Origin of the sequence: Amycolatopsis sp. NPDC102389 (assembly GCF_044765885.1) — a bacterium.
GTDB lineage: Bacteria > Actinomycetota > Actinomycetes > Mycobacteriales > Pseudonocardiaceae > Amycolatopsis.
The window spans coordinates 44,657-63,764 of sequence record NZ_JBIWKX010000039.1 but is presented as its reverse complement, the minus strand read 5'-3'; the positions used below and the strand labels follow the sequence as shown (position 1 = coordinate 63,764).

16 protein-coding genes are annotated in these 19,108 nt (G+C 68.6%); 8 read left to right on the top strand and 8 right to left on the bottom strand.

Annotation, left to right across the window (positions count from 1 at the left end):
* Positions 1-159: 159 nt before the first annotated feature.
* The 4 genes from ACIRGA_RS28225 to ACIRGA_RS28210 form a co-directional block, all read right to left on the bottom strand.
* Positions 160-1,206 (bottom strand): 3-isopropylmalate dehydrogenase, encoded by a 1,047-nt coding sequence (locus ACIRGA_RS28225; RefSeq protein WP_378372157.1) that lies wholly within the window; start codon positions 1,204-1,206, stop codon positions 160-162.
* 236 nt (positions 1,207-1,442) lie between these two features.
* The gene (locus ACIRGA_RS28220) at positions 1,443-4,847 is read right to left on the bottom strand and encodes a S8 family serine peptidase (protein WP_400946295.1); all 3,405 of its coding nucleotides are present in this window, start codon (positions 4,845-4,847) and stop codon (positions 1,443-1,445) included.
* Between the two features lie 304 nt (positions 4,848-5,151).
* Complete coding sequence (gene serA / locus ACIRGA_RS28215; RefSeq protein WP_400946293.1) at positions 5,152-6,750, bottom strand: phosphoglycerate dehydrogenase; 1,599 nt, start codon at positions 6,748-6,750, stop codon at positions 5,152-5,154.
* 100 nt (positions 6,751-6,850) lie between these two features.
* The gene (locus ACIRGA_RS28210; RefSeq protein WP_400946291.1) at positions 6,851-7,417 is read right to left on the bottom strand and encodes a TetR/AcrR family transcriptional regulator; all 567 of its coding nucleotides are present in this window, start codon (positions 7,415-7,417) and stop codon (positions 6,851-6,853) included.
* 95 nt (positions 7,418-7,512) lie between these two features.
* Here ACIRGA_RS28210 and ACIRGA_RS28205 point away from each other — a divergent pair, with 95 nt between their 5' ends.
* The 6 genes from ACIRGA_RS28205 (at position 7,513) to ACIRGA_RS28180 (ending at position 12,584) form a co-directional block, all read left to right on the top strand.
* Entirely contained in the window at positions 7,513-8,421 is a 909-nt protein-coding gene (locus ACIRGA_RS28205) for a TIGR03620 family F420-dependent LLM class oxidoreductase (RefSeq protein ID WP_400946288.1), read from the top strand.
* On the top strand, positions 8,418-9,254 hold the full coding sequence (locus tag ACIRGA_RS28200; RefSeq protein WP_400946286.1) for a TIGR03620 family F420-dependent LLM class oxidoreductase: 837 nt from the start codon (positions 8,418-8,420) through the stop codon (positions 9,252-9,254). The genes ACIRGA_RS28205 and ACIRGA_RS28200 overlap by 4 nt, the downstream gene beginning before the upstream one ends.
* Positions 9,238-10,194 (top strand): ankyrin repeat domain-containing protein, encoded by a 957-nt coding sequence (locus ACIRGA_RS28195; protein ID WP_400946284.1) that lies wholly within the window; start codon positions 9,238-9,240, stop codon positions 10,192-10,194. The genes ACIRGA_RS28200 and ACIRGA_RS28195 overlap by 17 nt, the downstream gene beginning before the upstream one ends.
* A 90-nt stretch (positions 10,195-10,284) precedes the next feature.
* The gene (locus ACIRGA_RS28190; protein WP_400946281.1) at positions 10,285-11,226 is read left to right on the top strand and encodes an NADP-dependent oxidoreductase; all 942 of its coding nucleotides are present in this window, start codon (positions 10,285-10,287) and stop codon (positions 11,224-11,226) included.
* 81 nt (positions 11,227-11,307) lie between these two features.
* A complete protein-coding gene (locus ACIRGA_RS28185; protein ID WP_400946278.1) occupies positions 11,308-12,189 on the top strand; it encodes a nuclear transport factor 2 family protein in 882 nt (293 codons plus the stop codon).
* A gap of 62 nt (positions 12,190-12,251) precedes the next feature.
* Positions 12,252-12,584 carry a ClpX C4-type zinc finger protein gene (locus ACIRGA_RS28180; RefSeq protein WP_400946275.1) on the top strand — a complete coding sequence of 111 codons (333 nt, stop codon included), beginning with the start codon at positions 12,252-12,254 and terminating at the stop codon, positions 12,582-12,584.
* Here ACIRGA_RS28180 and ACIRGA_RS28175 read toward each other — a convergent pair.
* From ACIRGA_RS28175 to ACIRGA_RS28160, 4 genes are all read right to left on the bottom strand, one after another.
* Positions 12,581-12,844 carry a DUF397 domain-containing protein gene (locus ACIRGA_RS28175; protein ID WP_400946272.1) on the bottom strand — a complete coding sequence of 88 codons (264 nt, stop codon included), beginning with the start codon at positions 12,842-12,844 and terminating at the stop codon, positions 12,581-12,583. The genes ACIRGA_RS28180 and ACIRGA_RS28175 overlap by 4 nt on opposite strands.
* A 117-nt stretch (positions 12,845-12,961) precedes the next feature.
* Complete coding sequence (gene ilvC / locus ACIRGA_RS28170; RefSeq protein WP_016336537.1) at positions 12,962-13,975, bottom strand: ketol-acid reductoisomerase; 1,014 nt, start codon at positions 13,973-13,975, stop codon at positions 12,962-12,964.
* 42 nt (positions 13,976-14,017) lie between these two features.
* Positions 14,018-14,524 carry an acetolactate synthase small subunit gene (ilvN, locus tag ACIRGA_RS28165; RefSeq protein WP_005162051.1) on the bottom strand — a complete coding sequence of 169 codons (507 nt, stop codon included), beginning with the start codon at positions 14,522-14,524 and terminating at the stop codon, positions 14,018-14,020.
* Positions 14,521-16,395, bottom strand: a complete 1,875-nt coding sequence (locus tag ACIRGA_RS28160; protein WP_400946270.1) for an acetolactate synthase large subunit — start codon at positions 16,393-16,395, stop codon at positions 14,521-14,523. Before ACIRGA_RS28160 ends, ilvN begins: the two co-directional genes overlap by 4 nt.
* Positions 16,396-16,715: 320 nt before the next feature.
* On the opposite strand from ACIRGA_RS28160, the gene ACIRGA_RS28155 reads away from it, so the two are divergent.
* Positions 16,716-17,174 carry a PH domain-containing protein gene (locus ACIRGA_RS28155; protein WP_400946268.1) on the top strand — a complete coding sequence of 153 codons (459 nt, stop codon included), beginning with the start codon at positions 16,716-16,718 and terminating at the stop codon, positions 17,172-17,174.
* A gap of 63 nt (positions 17,175-17,237) precedes the next feature.
* On the top strand, positions 17,238-19,082 hold the full coding sequence (gene ilvD, locus ACIRGA_RS28150; RefSeq protein WP_400946265.1) for a dihydroxy-acid dehydratase: 1,845 nt from the start codon (positions 17,238-17,240) through the stop codon (positions 19,080-19,082).
* The last annotated feature ends 26 nt before the right edge of the window (positions 19,083-19,108 follow it).

Here is a 19,108-nt window from a genome sequence, read left to right as displayed (position 1 = left end):
CCTGGCGATTCACCTCTCGTGAGTGGCGTTTCGGGTTAGAACCCGAAACGCCACTCACGACCCACGCGACCAAGCCCTGGATGCGACGAAAGGGCCCTTCACCGCGTGAGATGCGGTGAAGGGCCCCTTCAGCCCAAAGCCCAAAGCCCAAGCCCGAAGCTACGACTGAGTGACCGGGCGCACGTTCGACGACACCAGGGCCGCCAGCCGGTCACCGATCGCGTGCGTCGCACCGGGCGACGCCTGGTCGCGGGTCGCCAGGTCGAAGGCCACCGAGGCCTCGATCCGCCGCGCCGCTTCCTTCTGTCCCAAGTGGTCCAGCAGCAGCGAGACCGACAGCACCGCGGCGGTCGGGTCGGCGAGACCCTGGCCCGCGATGTCCGGCGCGCTGCCGTGCACCGGCTCGAACATGCTCGGGTTCCGCCGGGTGATGTCGAGGTTCCCGCTCGCCGCCAGCCCGATGCCGCCGGTCACGGCCGCCGCCAGGTCGGTGATGATGTCGCCGAACAGGTTGTCCGTCACCACGACGTCGAAGCGGGACGGGTCGGTCACCAGGTGGATGGTCGCGGCGTCCACATGGGAATAGGCGACGGTCACCTCCGGGTGCTCCAGCGAGACCTCTTCGACGATCCGCGACCACAGCGAGCCCGCGTACTCCAGCACGTTCGTCTTGTGCAGGAGCGTCAGGTGCTTGCGGGGCCGCGCCTCGGCCCGGTTGAACGCGTCGGTCACCACGCGCCGGACGCCGAACGCCGTGTTGACGCTGACCTCCGTCGCGATCTCGTTCTCCGTGTCCTTGCGCAGCAGGCCGCCGTTGCCCGCGTACGGGCCTTCGGTGCCTTCACGCACGACGACCATGTCGATCTCGCCCGCCTCGGCGAGCGGTCCGCGCACACCCGGGTACAACCGGGCGGGGCGCAGGTTCACGTGGTGGTCGAGCTCGAACCTGAGCCGCAGCAACAGGCCACGCTCCAGGATGCCGCTCGGCACCGTCGGGTCGCCCACCGCGCCCAGCAGGATCGCGTCGTGCTGACGGAGTTCACCGAGTACCGACTCCGGGAGCAGCTCGCCGGTGGAGTGCCACCGGGCGGCGCCGAGGTCGTAGTTCGTGATCTCCGCCGTCGGTACGACCTCACCGAGCACTTTGAGCGCCTCGGAGACCACTTCGGGCCCGATCCCGTCTCCTGGGATCACCGCGAGCCGCATCCACACACCTCCGTAGACCAGGCCACCGGCAGTCCGGATGGCCCATCCGCAAGAAAACGCCAGCAGCGGAAGGTTACCGGCCGTAGCCCGGTAGCCGTAGCCGCACCACCCTTATGCCGGAATCTCCCACAGAGCGAGACAGCCAAAAGAGTGAAAACAAGAAGGGACGCCCTGGCGCAAAGCATGCCGCCAGGGCGTCCCTCACCTCATCGAACGTGGGTTACCGCCCTATCGCGTCAGCCCACCCCGATCGGCTGGCGTCCGGTGTGCCGCCCGCCGTTGGCGGGCCGGTCGGCGTCCGGACCGCCGTTGCCGTTGTTCGTCTGGATCTTCACCACGTTCGCCCGGCTGCCCGAGGCGTTGTGGTGCTCGATCGCCAGCAGGCCCAGCACGGTGTCCTGCGCGGCCGCGTTGCGGTTGACCACCAGCGCCGTACCCGGCTTCGCGACGTAGCCCAGCGCGGAGTCGCCGCCGCCCTGGACCGAGTACGCGGGAGCCAAGGCGTCGAACGAAAGCGGCGTGCCGACGTAGTCGATCGTCGACGAGTCCGCACCCGGCGCCGCGTAGAACCCGGAGGTCCCGACGGTGTAGCTGATCTTGTGCGACGCGGCGTTCGGGTCGATGCCCAGCGCGGCGATGCTCACCGGCAGCACGACGACGTTGGTGTCGTACACGTTCGTGTCGACGTCGCCGAGCTGGCCGTTGATCGGCTGGATGTCCACCTGCGGGAAGCCCGGCTTCAGCGCCACGGTGACCGCCACGAGGACGTCGGTGGACGTCACCTTGGTCACATAGGTCTCGAAGTCCGGCTGCCCGTCGCCCGTGGTGTCGATGTCCACGAACGGCGAGGTGTTGCTGCCCAGGTTGGCCAGGTCGCTCCAGGTGGTGAGACCGAAGGCCAGCAACGCGTTCTCCGGCTCACCCTGCGCCTTGGCCAGCGGAGCGGTCGACGCCGCGCCGATGTAGCGCAGGTCGGCACCCTTGGCGGTCTGGTTCAGCGTGCAGTCGGTGGTGACGTCGCCGTCGCACTCGGGCAGCTGCGGGGATTCCGCCTGCAGCTCGAGCACGCTGATGAGCGAGCGGTACCGCTGCGAACCGGAGCCCTGGTCCACGCCCTTGCCGGTCAGGTTCAGCACGGCCTGGTCCTGGCCTGCGCCGAAGTTGACGTTGCCCGGGGTGTTGATGGACGAGACGGGCTTCGGCGCGGAGTACACCGAGAGCCGCAGCGGAACGGTCGTGCCGCTCTTCGGGGTGAACGCGATCCGGCCGGAGGCGTCCGCCACGAACTGCCGGGCGAGGCCGACCTGCGACGCCGCCATGGTCGGGTCCATGACCTTGCGGAGCGCCTTGGGGTCGGCGATCTTCAGGGTCACCTTCACCAGCGCCATGCCGCGCGGGCTCAGCTTCACGGTCGGCTTGTCCACTGTGTACTCGACGCCGGGGAGCGCGTTGACGGCTTCGTAGCCCACCGAGTACTCGACCGGCTTGATGCCCTTGTTGACCACCTTGACCGTCTTGGTCAGGGTGACCGGCCCGCCCGCTTCGACGACGCCGAAGTTGACCGAGACGAAGCCGGGGTTGTCGACGACGTAGGCCAGGACCTGGTTGTCCAGCGCGGCCTTCGCGTCGATCCGGCCGCTGCCGACACGCTGCGGACCGTAGACACGGCCCGACGCGTCGTGGATGTCGTGGCCGGCGGTGTTGATGACCGACGCCTTGACCTCCTCGACCGACCAGTCCGGGTGCGCCTGACGGATCAGGGCGGTGATACCCGAGGTGTGCGGAGCCGCCATCGACGTCCCGGAGATGACCAGGCGGCCCGCTCCGCTGCCGGCCAGCGCCGACGAGATCGAGTCACCGGGCGCCGCGACGTCCGGTTTGACGGCCGGGCCGCGCCCGCCACGCGAGGTGAACGAGCTCGGGGTGTCCACAATGGACTGATCGGTGGTCGGCACGGACACGCGGCCCTTGCCGGTCATGCGGATCTGCAGCGTGCCCGCGGTCACCGCGGGGCGGACCGAGGCTGTCGCGCTGCCGGTCAGCTGGAACGTCGGCAGGGCCGCGTTACCGGCGATCCCGGCCGAGAAGTGCTCCAGCGTCGACGAGAACAGCGCACCCTTGGCGCCGGCGGCCTGCGCGTTGTTCGAACGGGCGCCGGAACCGCAGGCACGGGTCGCGTCGTTGTCGTCCCATTCGAGGAACACGATCTTGCCCGCGGCCTTGGCCTTGTCGGCCTCGGAGTACGGCTTGCAGCCGGCGGCGTTGTCGGCCGACAGCGCGACCACCGGCGCGGTGACGTCGAGCGTTTCGTAGGTCGCGTAGTTCTGGCTGAACTGCCCGGTCTTCGCGCCCTTCACACCGTCGGGAGCGACGGCTTCGACGGCGTCACGCAGGACGGACGCGTCGCGGCTGCTGGCGACGGTCAGCGCTTCGGGCGTGTTGCCCGGCGCGCCGCCGACGTCGTTGAGGTCGCCGCCGTTGCCCGCGGAGAACACCGGGACGACGTTGTTCGCGGCGATCTTGCGCACGAACAGCGAGTCCGGGTCGTCGGGGGTGGCGAAGTCGCCGCCCAGCGAAAGGTTGACCACGTCGAGGTGATCGGTGAAGTCGCCGTCGCCGTCCGGGTCGAGCGACCAGTCGAGCGCCTGCGAGGTGACGTTGGTCGAGCCGGCGCAGCCGAAGACCTTGATCGCGTACAGCAGGGCCTTGGGCGCGGTGCCCGGGCCGATCTGCATCGCTTCGATCTTCTTCTTGTTGAGCTTCTTGTAGTCGCCGGTGAAGGTCTTGCCCGCTTCGTCGACACCGAATCCGGCGACCGTGCCCGCGACGTGCGTGCCGTGGTGGCCGCAGGCGAGCGGGTTGGGGTCCGGCTTCGGGGTCTTGAGGGCCGGGTCGCTGCTGCCCGAGTCGTAGGCGTCGCCGACCAGGTCGATACCGCCGACGACCTTGTCGGTCGGGAACGCGGGGGTGGCCTGGTCGCGGTTGATCGCCTTGTAGGCCTCGGCCGTGCCGGGGCCGCCGAAGTCGGCGTGGGTGTAGTCGATGCCGTCGTCGATCACGCCGACGCGGACGCCGTCGCCATAGCGGCCGGTCTGCTGCCACGACGCGAGCGTGTTGGTCAGCTGGACCGCGCTGGAGTTGGTGCGGGTCTTGGGAACCACCTTCTTGACCGAGACGACGTCCGGCCGCTTCGCCAGCTCGCGGATCTTCGCCGCGTCGGCCGTGACGACCGCGCCGGCGACGGCGTTCGAGGTCTGGGTGACCAGCTGGGTGCCGGCGTCGGCGGCCTTGAGCTGACCGACGACGGAGTTCACCGTCGCGGCCGCGGCGGCCTTGGCGTCCTTCGCGGCCTTCTTCGCCTTCTCCTTGCCTGCGCCCTTGTTCTGCTCGGCGTTGAAGGCGTCGACGGCGGGTTGCTTGGCCAGCTCGACGAAGGCGGTGATCTGCCCTTGGGCGGCCTTGAGCTTCGGCTCGACCTTCCCCTGGAATCCGTTACGGTCGATCTTCGCCGGCGTGACGCCGTCCGCGAGGGGGACATCCTGCGCGGCTGCGGTCGCCCCGGTCACGGACGTCGCGAGCAACGCGGCGAAGACCGCGGCCGATGAGCGGATGGCCCACCGGGGTACGCGGGATCTGTTCATGAGTACGTGCCCTCACTCGAGGCCTTGACTCGGAACCTGCCTGCCGCTCGAACACACCCCCGACGGTGAGCCCCGGCGCCGCGCCGTGCCCTTGACGGCGCGATGGTTCGGCCTCGCCGGAAGAACCTATCCGGGGACCAGCCCGACTTCAGTAGGCATTTTTCACCGTTATTGAATCTTGCTCTCGCGCTCGCGAACCCTGTACACACAACGATCGCAGTTGGTCGACTAATCGCGAAGAAGTACATGAAGGCCCCCTTCCTTGCGTCCAGCGCAAGGAAGGGGGCCTTCATGTACTTGGAGGTCAGCCGAAGTTGACGGCGCGGATCGTGTGCGCGCCGACGGTGGCACCGATCGGCTCCAGCAGGTGCGAGTCGACGGAACGGTCCACGCGCAGCAGCATGACCGCGTCCGCACCATCGGTGGTCTGGCTGATCTGCGCGGCCTCGATGTTGAGCCCCGCCTCGCCGAGCAGCGTGCCGACGCGGCCCATGATGCCCGGGCGGTCCGGGTACTCGAGCAGCAGCACGTTGCCCTCGGCGCGCAGGTCGAAGTGACGGCCGTTGACCTCGACCAGCTTCTCGACGTCGTCCTTGCCGGTGACCGAACCGGACACCGAAAGGGTGGTGCCGTCGGTGTGCACCGCGCGGACGGTGACCAGGCTGCGGAATTTGGGGCTTTCGGTCTCGGTGACCAGATCGACCTGGACGCCCAGCTCTTCGGCCACGCGCGGCGCGTTCACGAAGGTGACCTGGTCCTCGACGACGCCGGAGAACACGCCGCGCTCGGCCGCGAGCGGCAGCACGCTGACGTCCTCGGTGGACAGTTCGCCCTTGACCACGACGGTGACCGACGCCGGTGCCTTCGGGTTGAGCGCGGTCAGCAGGGTGCCGAGCTTCTGGGTGAGCGAGAGGTACGGCCGGACGTGCTCGCCGACCGTGCCGCCGCCCGCGACGTTCACCGCGTCCGGCACGAAGTCGCCGCGCAGCGCGAGCAGCACGGACTTCGCGACGTCGGTGCCCGCGCGGTCCTGCGCCTCGGCGGTCGACGCGCCCAGGTGCGGGGTGACGACGACGTTCGGCAGGCCGAACAGCGGGCTCTCGGTGGTGGGCTCGGTGACGAACACGTCGATGCCCGCACCGCCGACATGGCCGGAGCTGACCGCGTCCGCCAGTGCCTGCTCGTCGATGAGGCCACCGCGCGCGGCGTTGACGATGATGACGCCCTGCTTGGTCTTCTTCAGCGCCTCGGCGCCGATGAGGCCCTTGGTCTCCGGGGTCTTCGGCAGGTGGATGGAGATCGCGTCGGCGCGCTCCAGCAGCTCGTCCAGCGTGACCAGCTCGATGCCGAGTTGCGCGGCGCGGGCGGCCGAGACGTAGGGGTCGTACGCGATGAGCTTGGTGTCGAACGCGGCGAGCCGCTGCGCGAACAGCTGGCCGATCTTGCCGAGGCCGACCACACCGATGGTCTTGCCCTGGATCTCGACGCCGGAGTAGGCGCTGCGCTTCCACGCGCCGCCCTGAAGGCTCTGGTCCGCGGCCGGGACCCGGCGGGCGACGGCGAGCAGCAGCGCGACGGCGTGCTCGGCGGCGGAGACGATGTTCGACGTCGGCGCGTTGACCACCAGGACACCGCGTTCGGTGGCGGCGGGGACCTCGACGTTGTCCAGCCCGACGCCGGCGCGGGCGACGACCTTGAGCGAGGTGGTGGCGCCGAGGACCTCGGCGTCGACCTTCGTGGCGGACCGCACGAGCAGCGCGTCCGCCGTCTTCACGGCTTCGAGCAGCGCGGGGCGGTCCGTGCCGTCCACATGCTGGACCTCGACCTCGTCGGAGAAGACGCTCAACACGGAGGGCGCGAGCTTCTCGGCGATGAGGACGACGGGCTTGTTCGGCTTGGTCACGATACGGCTCCCACTATCTGGTCTGTGCCTGCGACTCTGGTTGACGGTCACGCCGTTGTGCCCGGTTGCGCCGCAGTTTAGACCTGGTGACAGGGGATTGTTAACTCGCCCGTAATCCCGCGAAAACGAGATCGAGGAGCCGTTCGAGCCCCTTGTCACCCGAAAGGTGTTCGCTGGCCCAGGAAAGCGCGTGCAGCAGCACCAGCAATTCATGCACTGTGACGTCGGCACGGAGCTCTCCCGCGGCCTTCGCCCTGTCCACTAGGTGGGACACCTGGTCCCGCATCGCGTGACAGGACGCGTACAACGGCGACGTCTCGTCGTTGAGGACGTCGACCATGAGCTCGGGCAGCCCGCGGTAGCGCGCCGACTGTTCACCCATCCCGGCGAACCAGGCCTTCAGCGCTTCCACCGGCTCCGGGGAGCGCAGGAGTTCGCGGGCCGCCTCGGCTTGCGCGTCGAAACCTTCGCGAAGCACCGTCTCGACCAGGGCCTCCCGCGTCGGGAAGTGCCGGTAGAGCGTTCCGATGCCGACACCGGCCCGGCGGGCGATCTCCTCCAGCGACGCCTCGACCCCGTGCGCGGCGAAGGCGCGCCTCGCCTCTTCGAGGAGGCGCTCGTAGTTGCGCCGGGCGTCCGCCCGCAGCGGCTTCTTCTCGGTGTCCATCGCACTCCTGAGCCTAGTCTCGACAAATCGGAGGCAGCCTCCGTATAGTCGGTGACGTAAGCGGAGGCTGCCTCATGTTAGCTGGGGAGACGAGAATGACGTTGATCGAAGAATCCCGGGAGCGGCTGGGCCCGGTGGGCGTCTGGCTGCCGGTCGGCATGTTCACGCCGACCCCCGACGAGGAACGGCGGGCGATACGACGGCTGGAGGAGCTGGGTTACCGCACCGTGTGGGGCGGTGAAGGGCCGGGGAACCGGGAGCTGTTCGCGTACAGCGCCATCACGCTGGCCGCCACCGAACGGGTGGTCGTCGGTACCGGGATCGCGAACATCTGGTCGCGGCCCGCGTACACCGCCCACAGCGGCGGGCGGACGCTCGCGCAGGCGTTCCCCGGCCGGTTCGTGCTCGGCGTCGGGATCGGCCACTCCTATCAAGCGGCGAAGGCGGGCTCGGACTACCGGCCGCTCGAACAGACCCGCGACTACCTCACGGCCATGTCCGCGGCGGCGGAAGAATTCCCTTCACCTGTCCCGTTTCCGCGTGTCCTCGCCGCCGTCGGCCCGAAGATGCTCGAACTCGCGCGGGAGCTGACGGACGGCGCGCACCCGTTCGCCCAGCCCTTCGAGCACACGCGGTATTCGCGCGAGATCCTCGGCCCGGACAAACTGCTCATCCCTACCCATTCGGTCCTGCTCGGCGATCGTGAGCAGGCACGGGCGAGGGTGACGAAGGAAATCGAACTCATGAAGCACTACGGCATACCGCACTATTTCAACGGCTGGAAACGGCTCGGCTACACGGACGCCGACATCGACGGCGTCAGCGACCGGCTCGTGGACGGGCTGACCGCCTGGGGCGACGAGGAGCGGATCGCCGGACGGATCAAGGAACTCGTCGACGCCGGCGCGGACACCGTGCTCGTCACTCCCGATGGGGACGACCTGGCGTCCATAGTGGACCAGCTCGAACGGCTCGCCCCGGCACTGACGGAGGTGACCCGATGAGCGTCGGGATCTGGACGTTTTCGTTCGATGGCAAGGAAATCGGCGAGGTCCGCGAGGCAGCCGCGGAAGTCGAGGAACTCGGCTTCGACACGCTGTGGTTCGGCGAGTACCTGGGGCGCGAGGCCTTCACACAGGCGGGCCTGCTGCTCGCGGCGACCTCCCGGCTGACCGTCGCCACCGGGATCGCGCGGTTCTCGCACCGGGCACCCGTCGCCGCGGCCGCCGCCGAGCGAACCCTCGCCGAGGCCTACCCGGGCCGGTTCATCCTCGGGCTGGGCGGACACCTCCCGGGCACGAAACCGCTGGAAGCGATGCGCGGCTATCTCGACGAAATGGACAAGGCCGAACTGTCCACACCGGACTCCCCGCGCCGGCGCCTGCTGGCCGCCCTGGGGCCGAAGATGCTCTCCTTGGCCGCGGAGCGCGCCGATGGGGCGCATCCGTACTTCGTCCCTGTGGAGCACACCGCGCTGGCGCGGGAAACCATGGGGCCTTCGGCTTTCCTCGCCGTCGAGCAGGCCGTCGTGCTGGGGTCGGATCGGGAGATCGCGCGGCGCCACGTGTCGACGTACCTGGACCTGGCGGCCCACCATCGGGCGAACCTGCGGCGGTTCGGGTTCACCGAGGAGGACTACGGGTCCGACCGGCTCGTGGACGCGCTCGTCGCCGTCGGGGAGGACGCGATCTCCGCGCGTGTACAGGCGCATCTGGACGCCGGTGCCGACCATGTCTGCCTGCAGGTCCTGACCGGGGACGACCGGATCCCGCTGGCCGAATGGCGGGTTCTGTCGGGGGTCGGGGGTAGCGTGCGGAAGCGTGACGTCACCGGCTGAGCTCGCCTTCGAAAAGGCTCGGGAACTGATCGACGCGCGAGACCTCGCCGGGCTCGCGCGCCTGATCGGCGACCTGCCCACCCTCGTCCACGCACACGGGAAGAACGGGAACGACCTGCTCGGCATGGCCGCCGCGACCCGCGACGAGCGGCTGTGCCGGATCCTGCTCGACCACGGGGCCGATCCGGCGTCCGCCAACGTGCACGGTTGGACAGCGTTGCACCAGGCCGGGTACGTCGGGCTGCCGCTACTGGTCACGATGCTGCTCGACGCGGGCGCGCCCGTCGACGTCCCGGCCAGGGGCGACGGCGGGACGCCGCTGGTGGTCGCGCTGTTCTGGGGCCATCGCGAGGCGGCGGAGCTGCTGGCTTCGCGCAGCCTCTCCCCCGGCAACCTCCGGGTGGCGGCGGGGCTCGGCCGGGCCGACCTGCTCGACGAGCTGCTCGCGCCGGACGGCACGCTCTCCCCCGCGGCGGGCGCGCATCGCGAATTCCACCGGCCGCACAGCGGTTTCCCGGAATGGCGGCCGAGCGATGATCCGGCCGAGATCGTGAACGAGGCGCTCTCGTGGGCGGCGCGGAACGACCGCTCCGACGCGGTGCGGACCCTGGTGGCGCGGGGTGCCGACGTGGACGCCGACGTCTACCGGGGCACGGCACTGACGTGGGCCGCCGCTCAGGGCAAGGCTTCGGCGATCAGGACCTTGGCGGAGCTCGGCGCTTCGGTCGACCATCGGGGGACGTTCGGCGGCCTCTCGCATGGGGAGGGTGTCACGGCGCTGCACCTTGCCGTGCAGGGCGGGCACATCGACGCGGTGCGGGCTCTGGTGGAAGCAGGGGCGGATCCTTCGGTCGAGGATTCGCTGTACTCGTCTTCGGCCTTGGGGTGGGCTGAGCACTTCGAGCAGACGGAGATCTTGGCGGTCCTGCGGGGCACCTGAGACCCCGCGCGCCGCGGCTGTCCCGATCCTGACGCCTCCTGGCCCGGCCGAGCCTCGCCGAAAGTACGACGCTCACCGAACAATGGGCCCATGCGAGCGATCAGCCAGAACCGCCTGGGCGGCCCCGAAGTCCTCGAACTCGTCGACGTCGCAAGACCTGCCCCTGGCCCGACCCAGATCCTGGTCCGGGTGCATGCCGCCGGCGTCAACCCGGTCGACTGGAAGACCCGCGAGACCGGCGGCATCGGCCCGATGGGCGATCCGCCGTTCATCCTCGGCTGGGACGTGTCCGGCGTGGTCGAGGAGGTCGGCGCGGGTGCGTCGTTGTTCTCCCCCGGCGACGAGGTCTTCGGCATGCCGTCCTTCCCGTTCCAGGCGGGCGCGTATGCCGAATACGTCGCCGCGCCGAGCCGTCACTTCGCGCGCAAGCCGTCCACTTTGGACCATGTGCACGCGGCCGCGGTCCCGCTCGCGGGACTGACCGTCTGGCAGAGCCTCGTCGACACGGCGGACATCCGGCCGGGGCAACGGGTTCTGATCCACGCGGCGGCGGGCGGCGTCGGGCATCTCGCGGTCCAGATCGCCAAGGCGCGCGGCGCCTACGTGATCGGGACGGCCAGCGCGGCCAAGCACGAGTTCCTTCGCGGCCTCGGCGCGGACGAGCTCATCGACTACCGCACGACGGACTTCGCCGAGGAAGTCCGCGACGTCGACGTCGTCCTCGACACGATCGGCTTGGAGTACGGGCCCCGGTCGCTCAAGACACTGCGCCGCGGCGGCAGGCTCGTTCAGCTCACCCGCACGAACGACGAGCGGATGCCGGAACTGGCCGAGGCCGCCGGAGTCACCGCCGGGTTCACCCTCGCCGAACCGGACCGCACCGGACTGCTCGCGCTGGCCGAGCTCGTCGGCAGCGGGCGGCTCAAGCCGTCCATCGACACCGTGTTTCCGCTGGAAGAGACCGCGAAGGCCCAAGAACTCGTGGCCACGGGGAAGACCACGGGGAAGGTCGTGCTGTCCGTCGCGGACTGACCAGGTGGACAAGTGGAGTCTGTAGTCCGTATCGTCAGAGGCGGACTACAGACTCCGTTTATGTCTGACTGGGAGAACTTCATGACCACACCCCGCGACGTCTTCGACGAACTTTCCGCGAGCATCACCGCTCGGCGCTGGGACGAGATCTTCGCGCTCTACTCGGAGGACGCCGTCGTCGAAAACCCGCAGCGGCCACCGGTGCCGACCAGGTACGAAGGCCGCGAGACCCTGCGGAAGCTTTTCGCCGGCGGACTCAACGTGCGCATGGACAGGGCGGATGTCCTGATTCACGGGACAACCGACCCAGAGGTGATCGTCGCCGAGTATCGCAACGTCGGCGAGGCACTGGACACCGGGAAGCCCTTCGACATCGCCAATATCCAGTTCCTCCGCGTGCGCGACGGGCTCATCGTCCACTCGCGCGACTATCACGACTATCTGCGCCTCATCGCGGCACAGGACGGCCTGGAGGAGCTGAAAAAGAGCTTCGAAACCGCGGAGCGGGAGCTCACGCCGGTCCCGCCGCGCCCCGCGTCGACAGCGGATCCGAAGAGCCCGCGTGGCGTTTTCGAGCGGCTCGCCTACGGTGTCGCGGACGGCGACTGGGCGGGCCTACCGGATCTCTACGCCGAGGAAACCCATGTGACGCACCCGTTCCTGCCCGGGGCGGCGACCTTGAAGTCCCGGGAAGACCTGCGTGAGCACTTCAAGTTCGGCGAACGCGGCAAAGTCCGGTTCCAGGTCCGGGATCTGGTCATCCACGAGACCCTCGATCCGGAGGTAGTGATCGGCGAATTCGCTTACCAGGGAACGGCGGGCGACAGCGCGGAATTCCAGGTTTCCAACATCTTCGTGCTGCGCGTGCGCGACGGGCTGATCGTCGAATCACGTGACTACGCCGACCACCTCGCCATCGCGGCCGCCACCGGCAGGCTCGACGAACTGATCGCACAGCTTTGAAGCTTGTCAGGTTGACCCTGACGGGATAGGTTGTCAGGACCAACCTGACAAGGGGGTCCGTGGTGAACCGCTGTTCCTTCTGCAAGCGTTCGGCCGACAACGTCGAAACCCTGGTCGCCGGAGCCGGTGTCTACATCTGCGACGAGTGCGTGGTGTTGTGCGCCGACGCGATCAAGAACAAGCCCGCCGGACTGAAGCGCGCCACGCCCGTTTGGGAAGGCGTCGACGACGCGGCCCTGCTGGAACACCTGCCGCGCATCGAAGCGATCCGTCATCTGATCGACGACGACCTGCGGTCTTGGGTCGGCGAGGCTCGTCGCCGTGGCATTTCGTGGGACCGGATCGGCGAAGCGCTGGGGATGCGCCGTCAATCGGCGTGGGAACGGTTCGCTTAGGCGGGCAAGTCGAATTCGCCGTCCCGGACGCCTTTCACGAACGCGTCCCATTCCGTCGGCGTGAACACGAGGACATGGCCGTCCGGATCCGACGCCTGTCGCATCGCGGTATAGGTGACGCCGTCGGTGTGCGGGACCAGCGCGTACTCGGCACGGTCTTCGAGGTTCGCACCCTCCGGCTCCGCCCGGATCCACACCGCGTCACTCAAATCCAGGTCGGGCCTGATATGAGCCTTGTCGTCCACCGGCTGCTCACTCATGGTGTCCACGCTATCGCTTTCCGGTACGCAAGCTGAAGGGGACTTTGCCCTCATCAGATACAGCGAAGGGGCCTTTCGCCGCATCGGATGCGGTGAAAGGCCCCTTCAGCCCACGAACTAGGCGGTCTCGGTGATCGGCCGGTCCACCCACGACATCAGGTCGCGCAGCTTCTTGCCGGTCTCCTCGATCGGGTGCTGGTTGCCCTGCTCCTCGAGCTTGGTGAAGTTCGGCCGCCCGGCCTCGTCCTCGGCGACCCATTCGCGGGCGAAGGTGCCGTCCTGGATCTCGCCGAGGATCTTCTTCATCTCTTCCTTGACCGCCGGCGAGATGACGCGCGGGCCGCGGGTCAGGTCGCCGTACTCGGCGGTGTCGGAGATCGAGTAGCGCTGGCGCGCGATGCCGCCCTCGTACATGAGGTCGACGATCAGCTTCAGCTCGTGCAGCACCTCGAAGTAGGCGATCTCCGGGGCGTAGCCGGCCTCGGTGAGCACCTCGAAACCGGTCTGCACCAGCGCGGACGCGCCACCGCAGAGAACGGCCTGCTCGCCGAAGAGGTCGGTCTCGGTCTCTTCGGTGAAGGTCGTCTTGATGACGCCGGCGCGGGCGCCACCGATGGCGGCCGCGTAGGAGAGCGCGAGCGCCTGCGCGTTGCCGGAAGCGTCCTGCTCGACCGCGATGAGCGCCGGGACGCCCTTGCCGTCGACGAACTGGCGGCGGACCAGGTGGCCCGGGCCCTTCGGGGCGACCATGGCGACGTCCACGTTCGACGGCGGCTTGATCAGGTCGTAGCGGATGTTGAAGCCGTGACCGAAGAAGAGCGCGTCGCCGTCCTTGAGGTTCGGCGCGATGTCCTGCTCGTAGATGAAGCGCTGCTTCGTGTCCGGCGCGAGGATCATGATCAGGTCGGCTTCGGCGCTGGCCTCGGCCGGGGTGAGCACGCGGAGACCCTGCTCCTCGGCCTTGGCCCGCGACTTCGAGCCCTCGGGCAGGCCGATGCGGACGTCGACGCCGGAGTCGCGCAGGCTCAGCGAGTGCGCGTGGCCCTGGCTGCCGTAGCCGATCACGGCGACCTTGCGACCCTGGATGATCGAAAGGTCCGCGTCGTCGTCGTAAAAGATTTCCACTGCCATGAGGGGTACTACTTCCTTTCCTGACTTACAAACAAAGAATGACTAGCGAGCGGAGGTGGCGGTGATCGAGCGGGAGCCCCGGCCGACCGCGACCATGCCGGACTGGACCAGTTCACGGATGCCATAGGGCTCCAGCATCCGGAGCAGGGCACCGATCTTGTCCGAGGTCCCGGTGGCTTCGACGGTGAGCGCCTCGGGAGACACGTCCACCACCTTCGCGCGGAACAACTGCACTGTTTCGAGGACCTGGCTGCGCACGGTGTTGTCGGCCCGGACCTTCACGAGCAGCAGTTCACGCTGCACGGCTGTGGACTTTTCCAGTTCCACGATCTTGATGACGTTGACCAGCTTGTTGAGCTGTTTGGTCACCTGTTCGAGCGGTAGCTCCTCAACGGCGACCACGATCGTCATCCGGGACACCTCGGGATTCTCCGTGGGCCCGACGGCGAGGGATTCGATGTTGAAACCACGCCGGGAGAACAGTCCGGAAACCCGCGCGAGGACACCGGGTTTGTTCTCGACCAGAACGCTCAGGGTGTGCACGCTCATCGGGCGTCTCCTTCTGCGGCCGCGTTGATTTCCGCCTCGGCGGCGACCTCGTCGTCGTCGAAGAGCGGGCGGATCCCGCGCACGGCCATGATTTCGTCGTTACCGGTGCCCGCGGCCACCATGGGCCACACCTGGGCATCCTTCCCCACCACGAAATCGATCACGACGGGGCGGTCGTTGATCTCCATGGCGCGCCGGATGGTGGCGTCGACGTCCTCCTTGGTCTCGCAGCGGAGCCCGGCGCAGCCGAGCGCCTCCGCGAGAAGGGTGAAGTCGGGGATGCGGTGCTTGTGGGTACCGAGATCGGTGTTGGAGTACCGCTCGGAGTAGAAGAGGTTCTGCCACTGGCGGACCATGCCCAGGTTGCCGTTGTTGATGACGGCGACCTTGATCGGCGCGCCTTCGATGGCGCAGGTGGCCAGTTCCTGGTTCGTCATCTGGAAACAGCCGTCGCCGTCGATCGCCCAGACCTGCTTGTCCGGCACGCCGAACTTGGCGCCCATCGCGGCGGGGACGGCGAAGCCCATCGTGCCGAGGCCGCCGGAGTTGATCCAGGTGCGCGGGTTCTCGTACTTCACGAACTGCGCCGCCCACATCTGGTGCTGGCCGACGCCCGCGGTGTAGACCGCATCCGGGCCGACGAGTGAACCGATGCGCTCGATGACGTACTGCGGCGAAAGCGTCCCGTCCTCGGGCCACTCGTAACCGGCCGGGTAGTCGTCGCGCCAAGCGCTCGCCTGCGTCCACCAGTCCGTCAGATCCGGCTTCGCGGACTTGTCGGTCTCGGCGCGGACGGCCTCGATCAGCTCGGTGATGATCTCCGCGCAGTCGCCGACGATCGGCACGTCCGCCTTGCGGTTCTTGGAGATCTCGGCCGGATCGATGTCGGCGTGGACGATGGCGGCGTCCGGCGCGAACGACGACAGCTGGCCGGTGACGCGGTCGTCGAAGCGGGCGCCGAGGGCGATCAGCAGATCCGCGCGCTGCATCGCGGCGACCGCGGCGACCGAACCGTGCATGCCCGGCATGCCCAGGTGCTGCGGGTGCGAATCGGGGAACGCGCCGCGCGCCATCAGCGTGGTGACGACGGGGATCCCGGTCAGCTCGGCCAGTTCCATCAGCTGGCGCGAGGCGTCGGCCTTGACCACGCCGCCGCCGACGTAGAGGACCGGGCGCCGCGACTTGCTGATCAGCCGGGCGGCCTCGCGGACCTGCTTGCCGTGCGGGCGCAGCGTGGGCCGGTAGCCCGGCAGCCGCATCTCCGTCGGCCAGGAGAAGGAGGTCATCTCCTGCAGGACGTCCTTGGGGATGTCCACCAGGACCGGGCCGGGGCGGCCGGTCGAGGCGAGGTGGAAGGCCTCCGCGATGGTGCGCGGGATGTCCGCCGGGTCGGTGACCAGGAAGTTGTGCTTGGTGATCGGCATCGTGATGCCGCAGATGTCGGCTTCCTGGAAGGCGTCCGTGCCGATCAGCGCGCGGGACTGCTGGCCGGTGATGGCGACGACCGGCACCGAGTCCATGTTCGCGTCGGCCAGCGGGGTGACCAGGTTGGTCGCGCCGGGACCGGAAGTGGCCATGCACACACCGACCTTGCCGGTCGCCTGCGCGTACCCGGTGGCGGCGTGGCCGGCGCCCTGTTCGTGACGGACCAGGACGTGGCGGACCTTCGTCGAGTCGAGCAGCGGGTCGTACGCCGGGAGAATGGTGCCGCCGGGAATACCGAACACGACCTCCGCGCCCACCGCCTCGAGCGAGCGGACGAGCGACTGCGCGCCCGTGACCCGCACCGGGGTCCCGGCGGGCGGCGCCGGCTTGGGTCGGGCACCGGAGGTACCGGAGTTCGCATCAGCTCGCGAGGTGGCACTAGTCATCGCTGTTTGCCTCGTCTTGTCTAGTCACTCGTTCGGGTATTCATTGGCTGGTTCGGCAGTGAAATTGTTCCAGGCAACAAAAAACCCCCGCCGACCGGAGTGGTCGCACGAGGGTCGCGCGTCGACGCAGCGGAGACTTCCCTAAGCGTCGACGCGCTTGGGAAGTACGAGGCCGGTCTGCGTTGTCACGAGAGTGAAGCTAGCCGGTCGCCGTCAAGAGTGTCAACTCTGCGGGACGGCGATTCCGCATGCTGGACACCTTCGATGTCTCGCGCGACCCGCGTTCGGGGCCTTCGAGGCGGCGGTGCACCATCTTTGACGTGGCAGAAGAAAAGCAGCGGGAACAGGCGAACGAGGACCGCAAGGCCGTCTTCAAAATCCCGAACACGGCATTGCTGGCGATCGCTTTCCTCGTCGTCTGTGTGACGCCTGTCGCGTTCGGCGACGTGCCGTATCTCCAGTGGCTCTACCTCTTCCCGATCGCGCTGGCGGTGTTCGTCATCCGGACCCGCACGACGGCGACGGCGAAGGGGCTGGAGGTCCGCACGATGTTCGGGCGCAAGGACCTGCCGTGGACGTCCCTCAAAGGCCTCGCCATCACTGACAAGGCGAAGGTGCAGGCGGTACTGAAGGACGAGACCAAGGTCGCTCTCCCCGCCGTGCGCACCCGCCATCTTCCGGTGATCTCGCTGGTCAGCGCGGGCCGGATGGCCGATCCTTCCGGGCTGACCGACGACGTGGGCGAGACTCCGGAAAAGCGCGGCGATTCCGGGGAGTAGGATTGGTAGGACCAGTTTGGCGCTCGTTCGCCCTGGTCCCCATCCCGAACCTTGGAGTCAGCCGTGCCTCAACTCCGTTCCCGGACCACCACCCACGGCCGCAACGCGGCGGGCGCGCGCTCGCTTTGGCGCGCCACCGGAATGACCGACAGCGACTTCGGCAAGCCCATCGTCGCCATCGCGAACTCCTACACCCAGTTCGTGCCGGGGCACGTGCACCTCAAGGACCTCGGCGAGATCGTGGCCGGCGCGGTGAAGGAGGCGGGCGGGGTCGCCCGCGAGTTCCACACGATCGCCGTCGACGACGGGATCGCCATGGGGCACAGCGGAATGCTCTACTCGCTGCCCTCGCGCGAGATCATCGCCGACTCGGTCGAATACATGGTGAACGCCCACCAGGCCGACGCGCTGGTGTGCATCTCCAACTGCGACAAGATCACCCCCGGCATGCTGAACGCCGCCATGCGGCTGAACATCCCGGTGGTGTTCGTCTCGGGTGGACCGATGGAGGCCGGGAAGGCCGTGGTCGTCGGCGGTGTCGCGCAGGCGCCGACCGACCTGATCACCGCGATCGCCGCGTCGGCCAGCAGCGAGGTCGACGAGGACGGTCTGTCCATTGTGGAGCGCTCGGCGTGTCCGACCTGCGGTTCGTGCTCGGGCATGTTCACCGCGAACTCGATGAACTGCCTCACCGAGGCCCTCGGGCTCTCGCTGCCGGGCAACGGTTCCACTCTCGCCACGCACGCCGCCCGCAAGGCGCTGTTCGAGGACGCGGGCCGCACGGTCGTCGAGCTGTGCAAGCGCTGGTACGAGCAGGACGACGAGTCCGTGCTCCCGCGCTCGATCGCGTCGAAGAAGGCGTTCGAGAACGCGATGGCCCTCGACATGGCGATGGGCGGTTCGACCAACACGGTGCTGCACATCCTCGCCGCCGCGCAGGAGGGCGAGGTCGACTTCACCATCGACGACATCGACGCGATCGGCCGCCGCGTGCCGTGCCTGTCGAAGGTCGCGCCGAACTCGGACTACCACATGGAGGACGTCCACCGCGCGGGCGGAATCCCGGCCATCCTCGGTGAGCTGCACCGCGGCGGGCTGCTGAACACCGACGTCCACTCCGTGCACTCGCCGGATCTCGAGTCGTGGCTGTCCACTTGGGACATCCGGGCGAAGGAGCCGTCGGAGCGGGCGATCGAGCTGTTCCACGCGGCGCCGGGCGGAGTCCGCACGACCGAGGCGTTCTCCACCGAGAACCGCTGGTCCTCTTTGGACACCGACGCCGCGGACGGCTGCATCCACGACGTCGAACACGCCTACACCAAGGACGGCGGGCTCGCGATCCTGCGCGGCAACCTCGCCGAAAACGGCGCCGTCATCAAGTCGGCGGGCATCGACGAGGAACTGTGGCACTTCGAGGGCCCGGCCCGGGTCCTGGAAAGCCAGGAAGAGGCGGTCTCGGCCATCCTCAAGAAGGAGATCCAGCCCGGCGAGGTGCTGGTGATCCGCTACGAAGGCCCGGCGGGCGGCCCCGGTATGCAGGAGATGCTGCACCCGACGGCGTTCCTCAAGGGTTCGGGGCTGGGCAAGAAATGCGCGCTGATCACCGACGGCCGGTTCTCCGGCGGCTCGTCGGGCATCTCGGTCGGGCACATCTCGCCCGAGGCCGCCGCGGGCGGGGCGATCGGCCTGGTCCAGAACGGCGACCGGATCCTGCTCGACGTCCACGAGCGGCGGCTCGAACTGCTCGTCGACGCGGACGTGCTCGCCGAGCGGCGCGCGAAGATGGAGGCGAGCGAGCGGCCGTGGCAGCCGGCCTCGCGGGACCGGAAGGTCACCGCCGCGCTGCGGGCCTACGCGCGGATGGCGACTTCGGCCGACACCGGCGCCGTCCGGGACCCGAGCAAGTAGCACGCATTCAGAGGACTAAATGCGCC

Bases quoted from the DNA above. Each gene is read 5' to 3' on its own strand.
- ACIRGA_RS28200 (WP_400946286.1), top strand. From the start codon at position 8,418: ATGAGCGTCGGGATCTGGACGTTTTCGTTCGATGGCAAGGAAATCGGC.
- ACIRGA_RS28190 (WP_400946281.1), top strand. From the start codon at position 10,285: ATGCGAGCGATCAGCCAGAACCGCCTGGGCGGCCCCGAAGTCCTCGAA.
- ilvC (WP_016336537.1), bottom strand. From the start codon at position 13,975: ATGGCAGTGGAAATCTTTTACGACGACGACGCGGACCTTTCGATCATC.
- ACIRGA_RS28225 (WP_378372157.1), bottom strand. From the start codon at position 1,206: ATGCGGCTCGCGGTGATCCCAGGAGACGGGATCGGGCCCGAAGTGGTC.
- ACIRGA_RS28210 (WP_400946291.1), bottom strand. From the start codon at position 7,417: ATGGACACCGAGAAGAAGCCGCTGCGGGCGGACGCCCGGCGCAACTAC.
- ACIRGA_RS28175 (WP_400946272.1), bottom strand. From the start codon at position 12,844: ATGAGTGAGCAGCCGGTGGACGACAAGGCTCATATCAGGCCCGACCTG.
- ACIRGA_RS28205 (WP_400946288.1), top strand. From the start codon at position 7,513: ATGACGTTGATCGAAGAATCCCGGGAGCGGCTGGGCCCGGTGGGCGTC.
- ACIRGA_RS28160 (WP_400946270.1), bottom strand. From the start codon at position 16,395: ATGACTAGTGCCACCTCGCGAGCTGATGCGAACTCCGGTACCTCCGGT.
- ACIRGA_RS28185 (WP_400946278.1), top strand. From the start codon at position 11,308: ATGACCACACCCCGCGACGTCTTCGACGAACTTTCCGCGAGCATCACC.
- ilvN (WP_005162051.1), bottom strand. From the start codon at position 14,524: ATGAGCGTGCACACCCTGAGCGTTCTGGTCGAGAACAAACCCGGTGTC.
- ACIRGA_RS28220 (WP_400946295.1), bottom strand. From the start codon at position 4,847: ATGAACAGATCCCGCGTACCCCGGTGGGCCATCCGCTCATCGGCCGCG.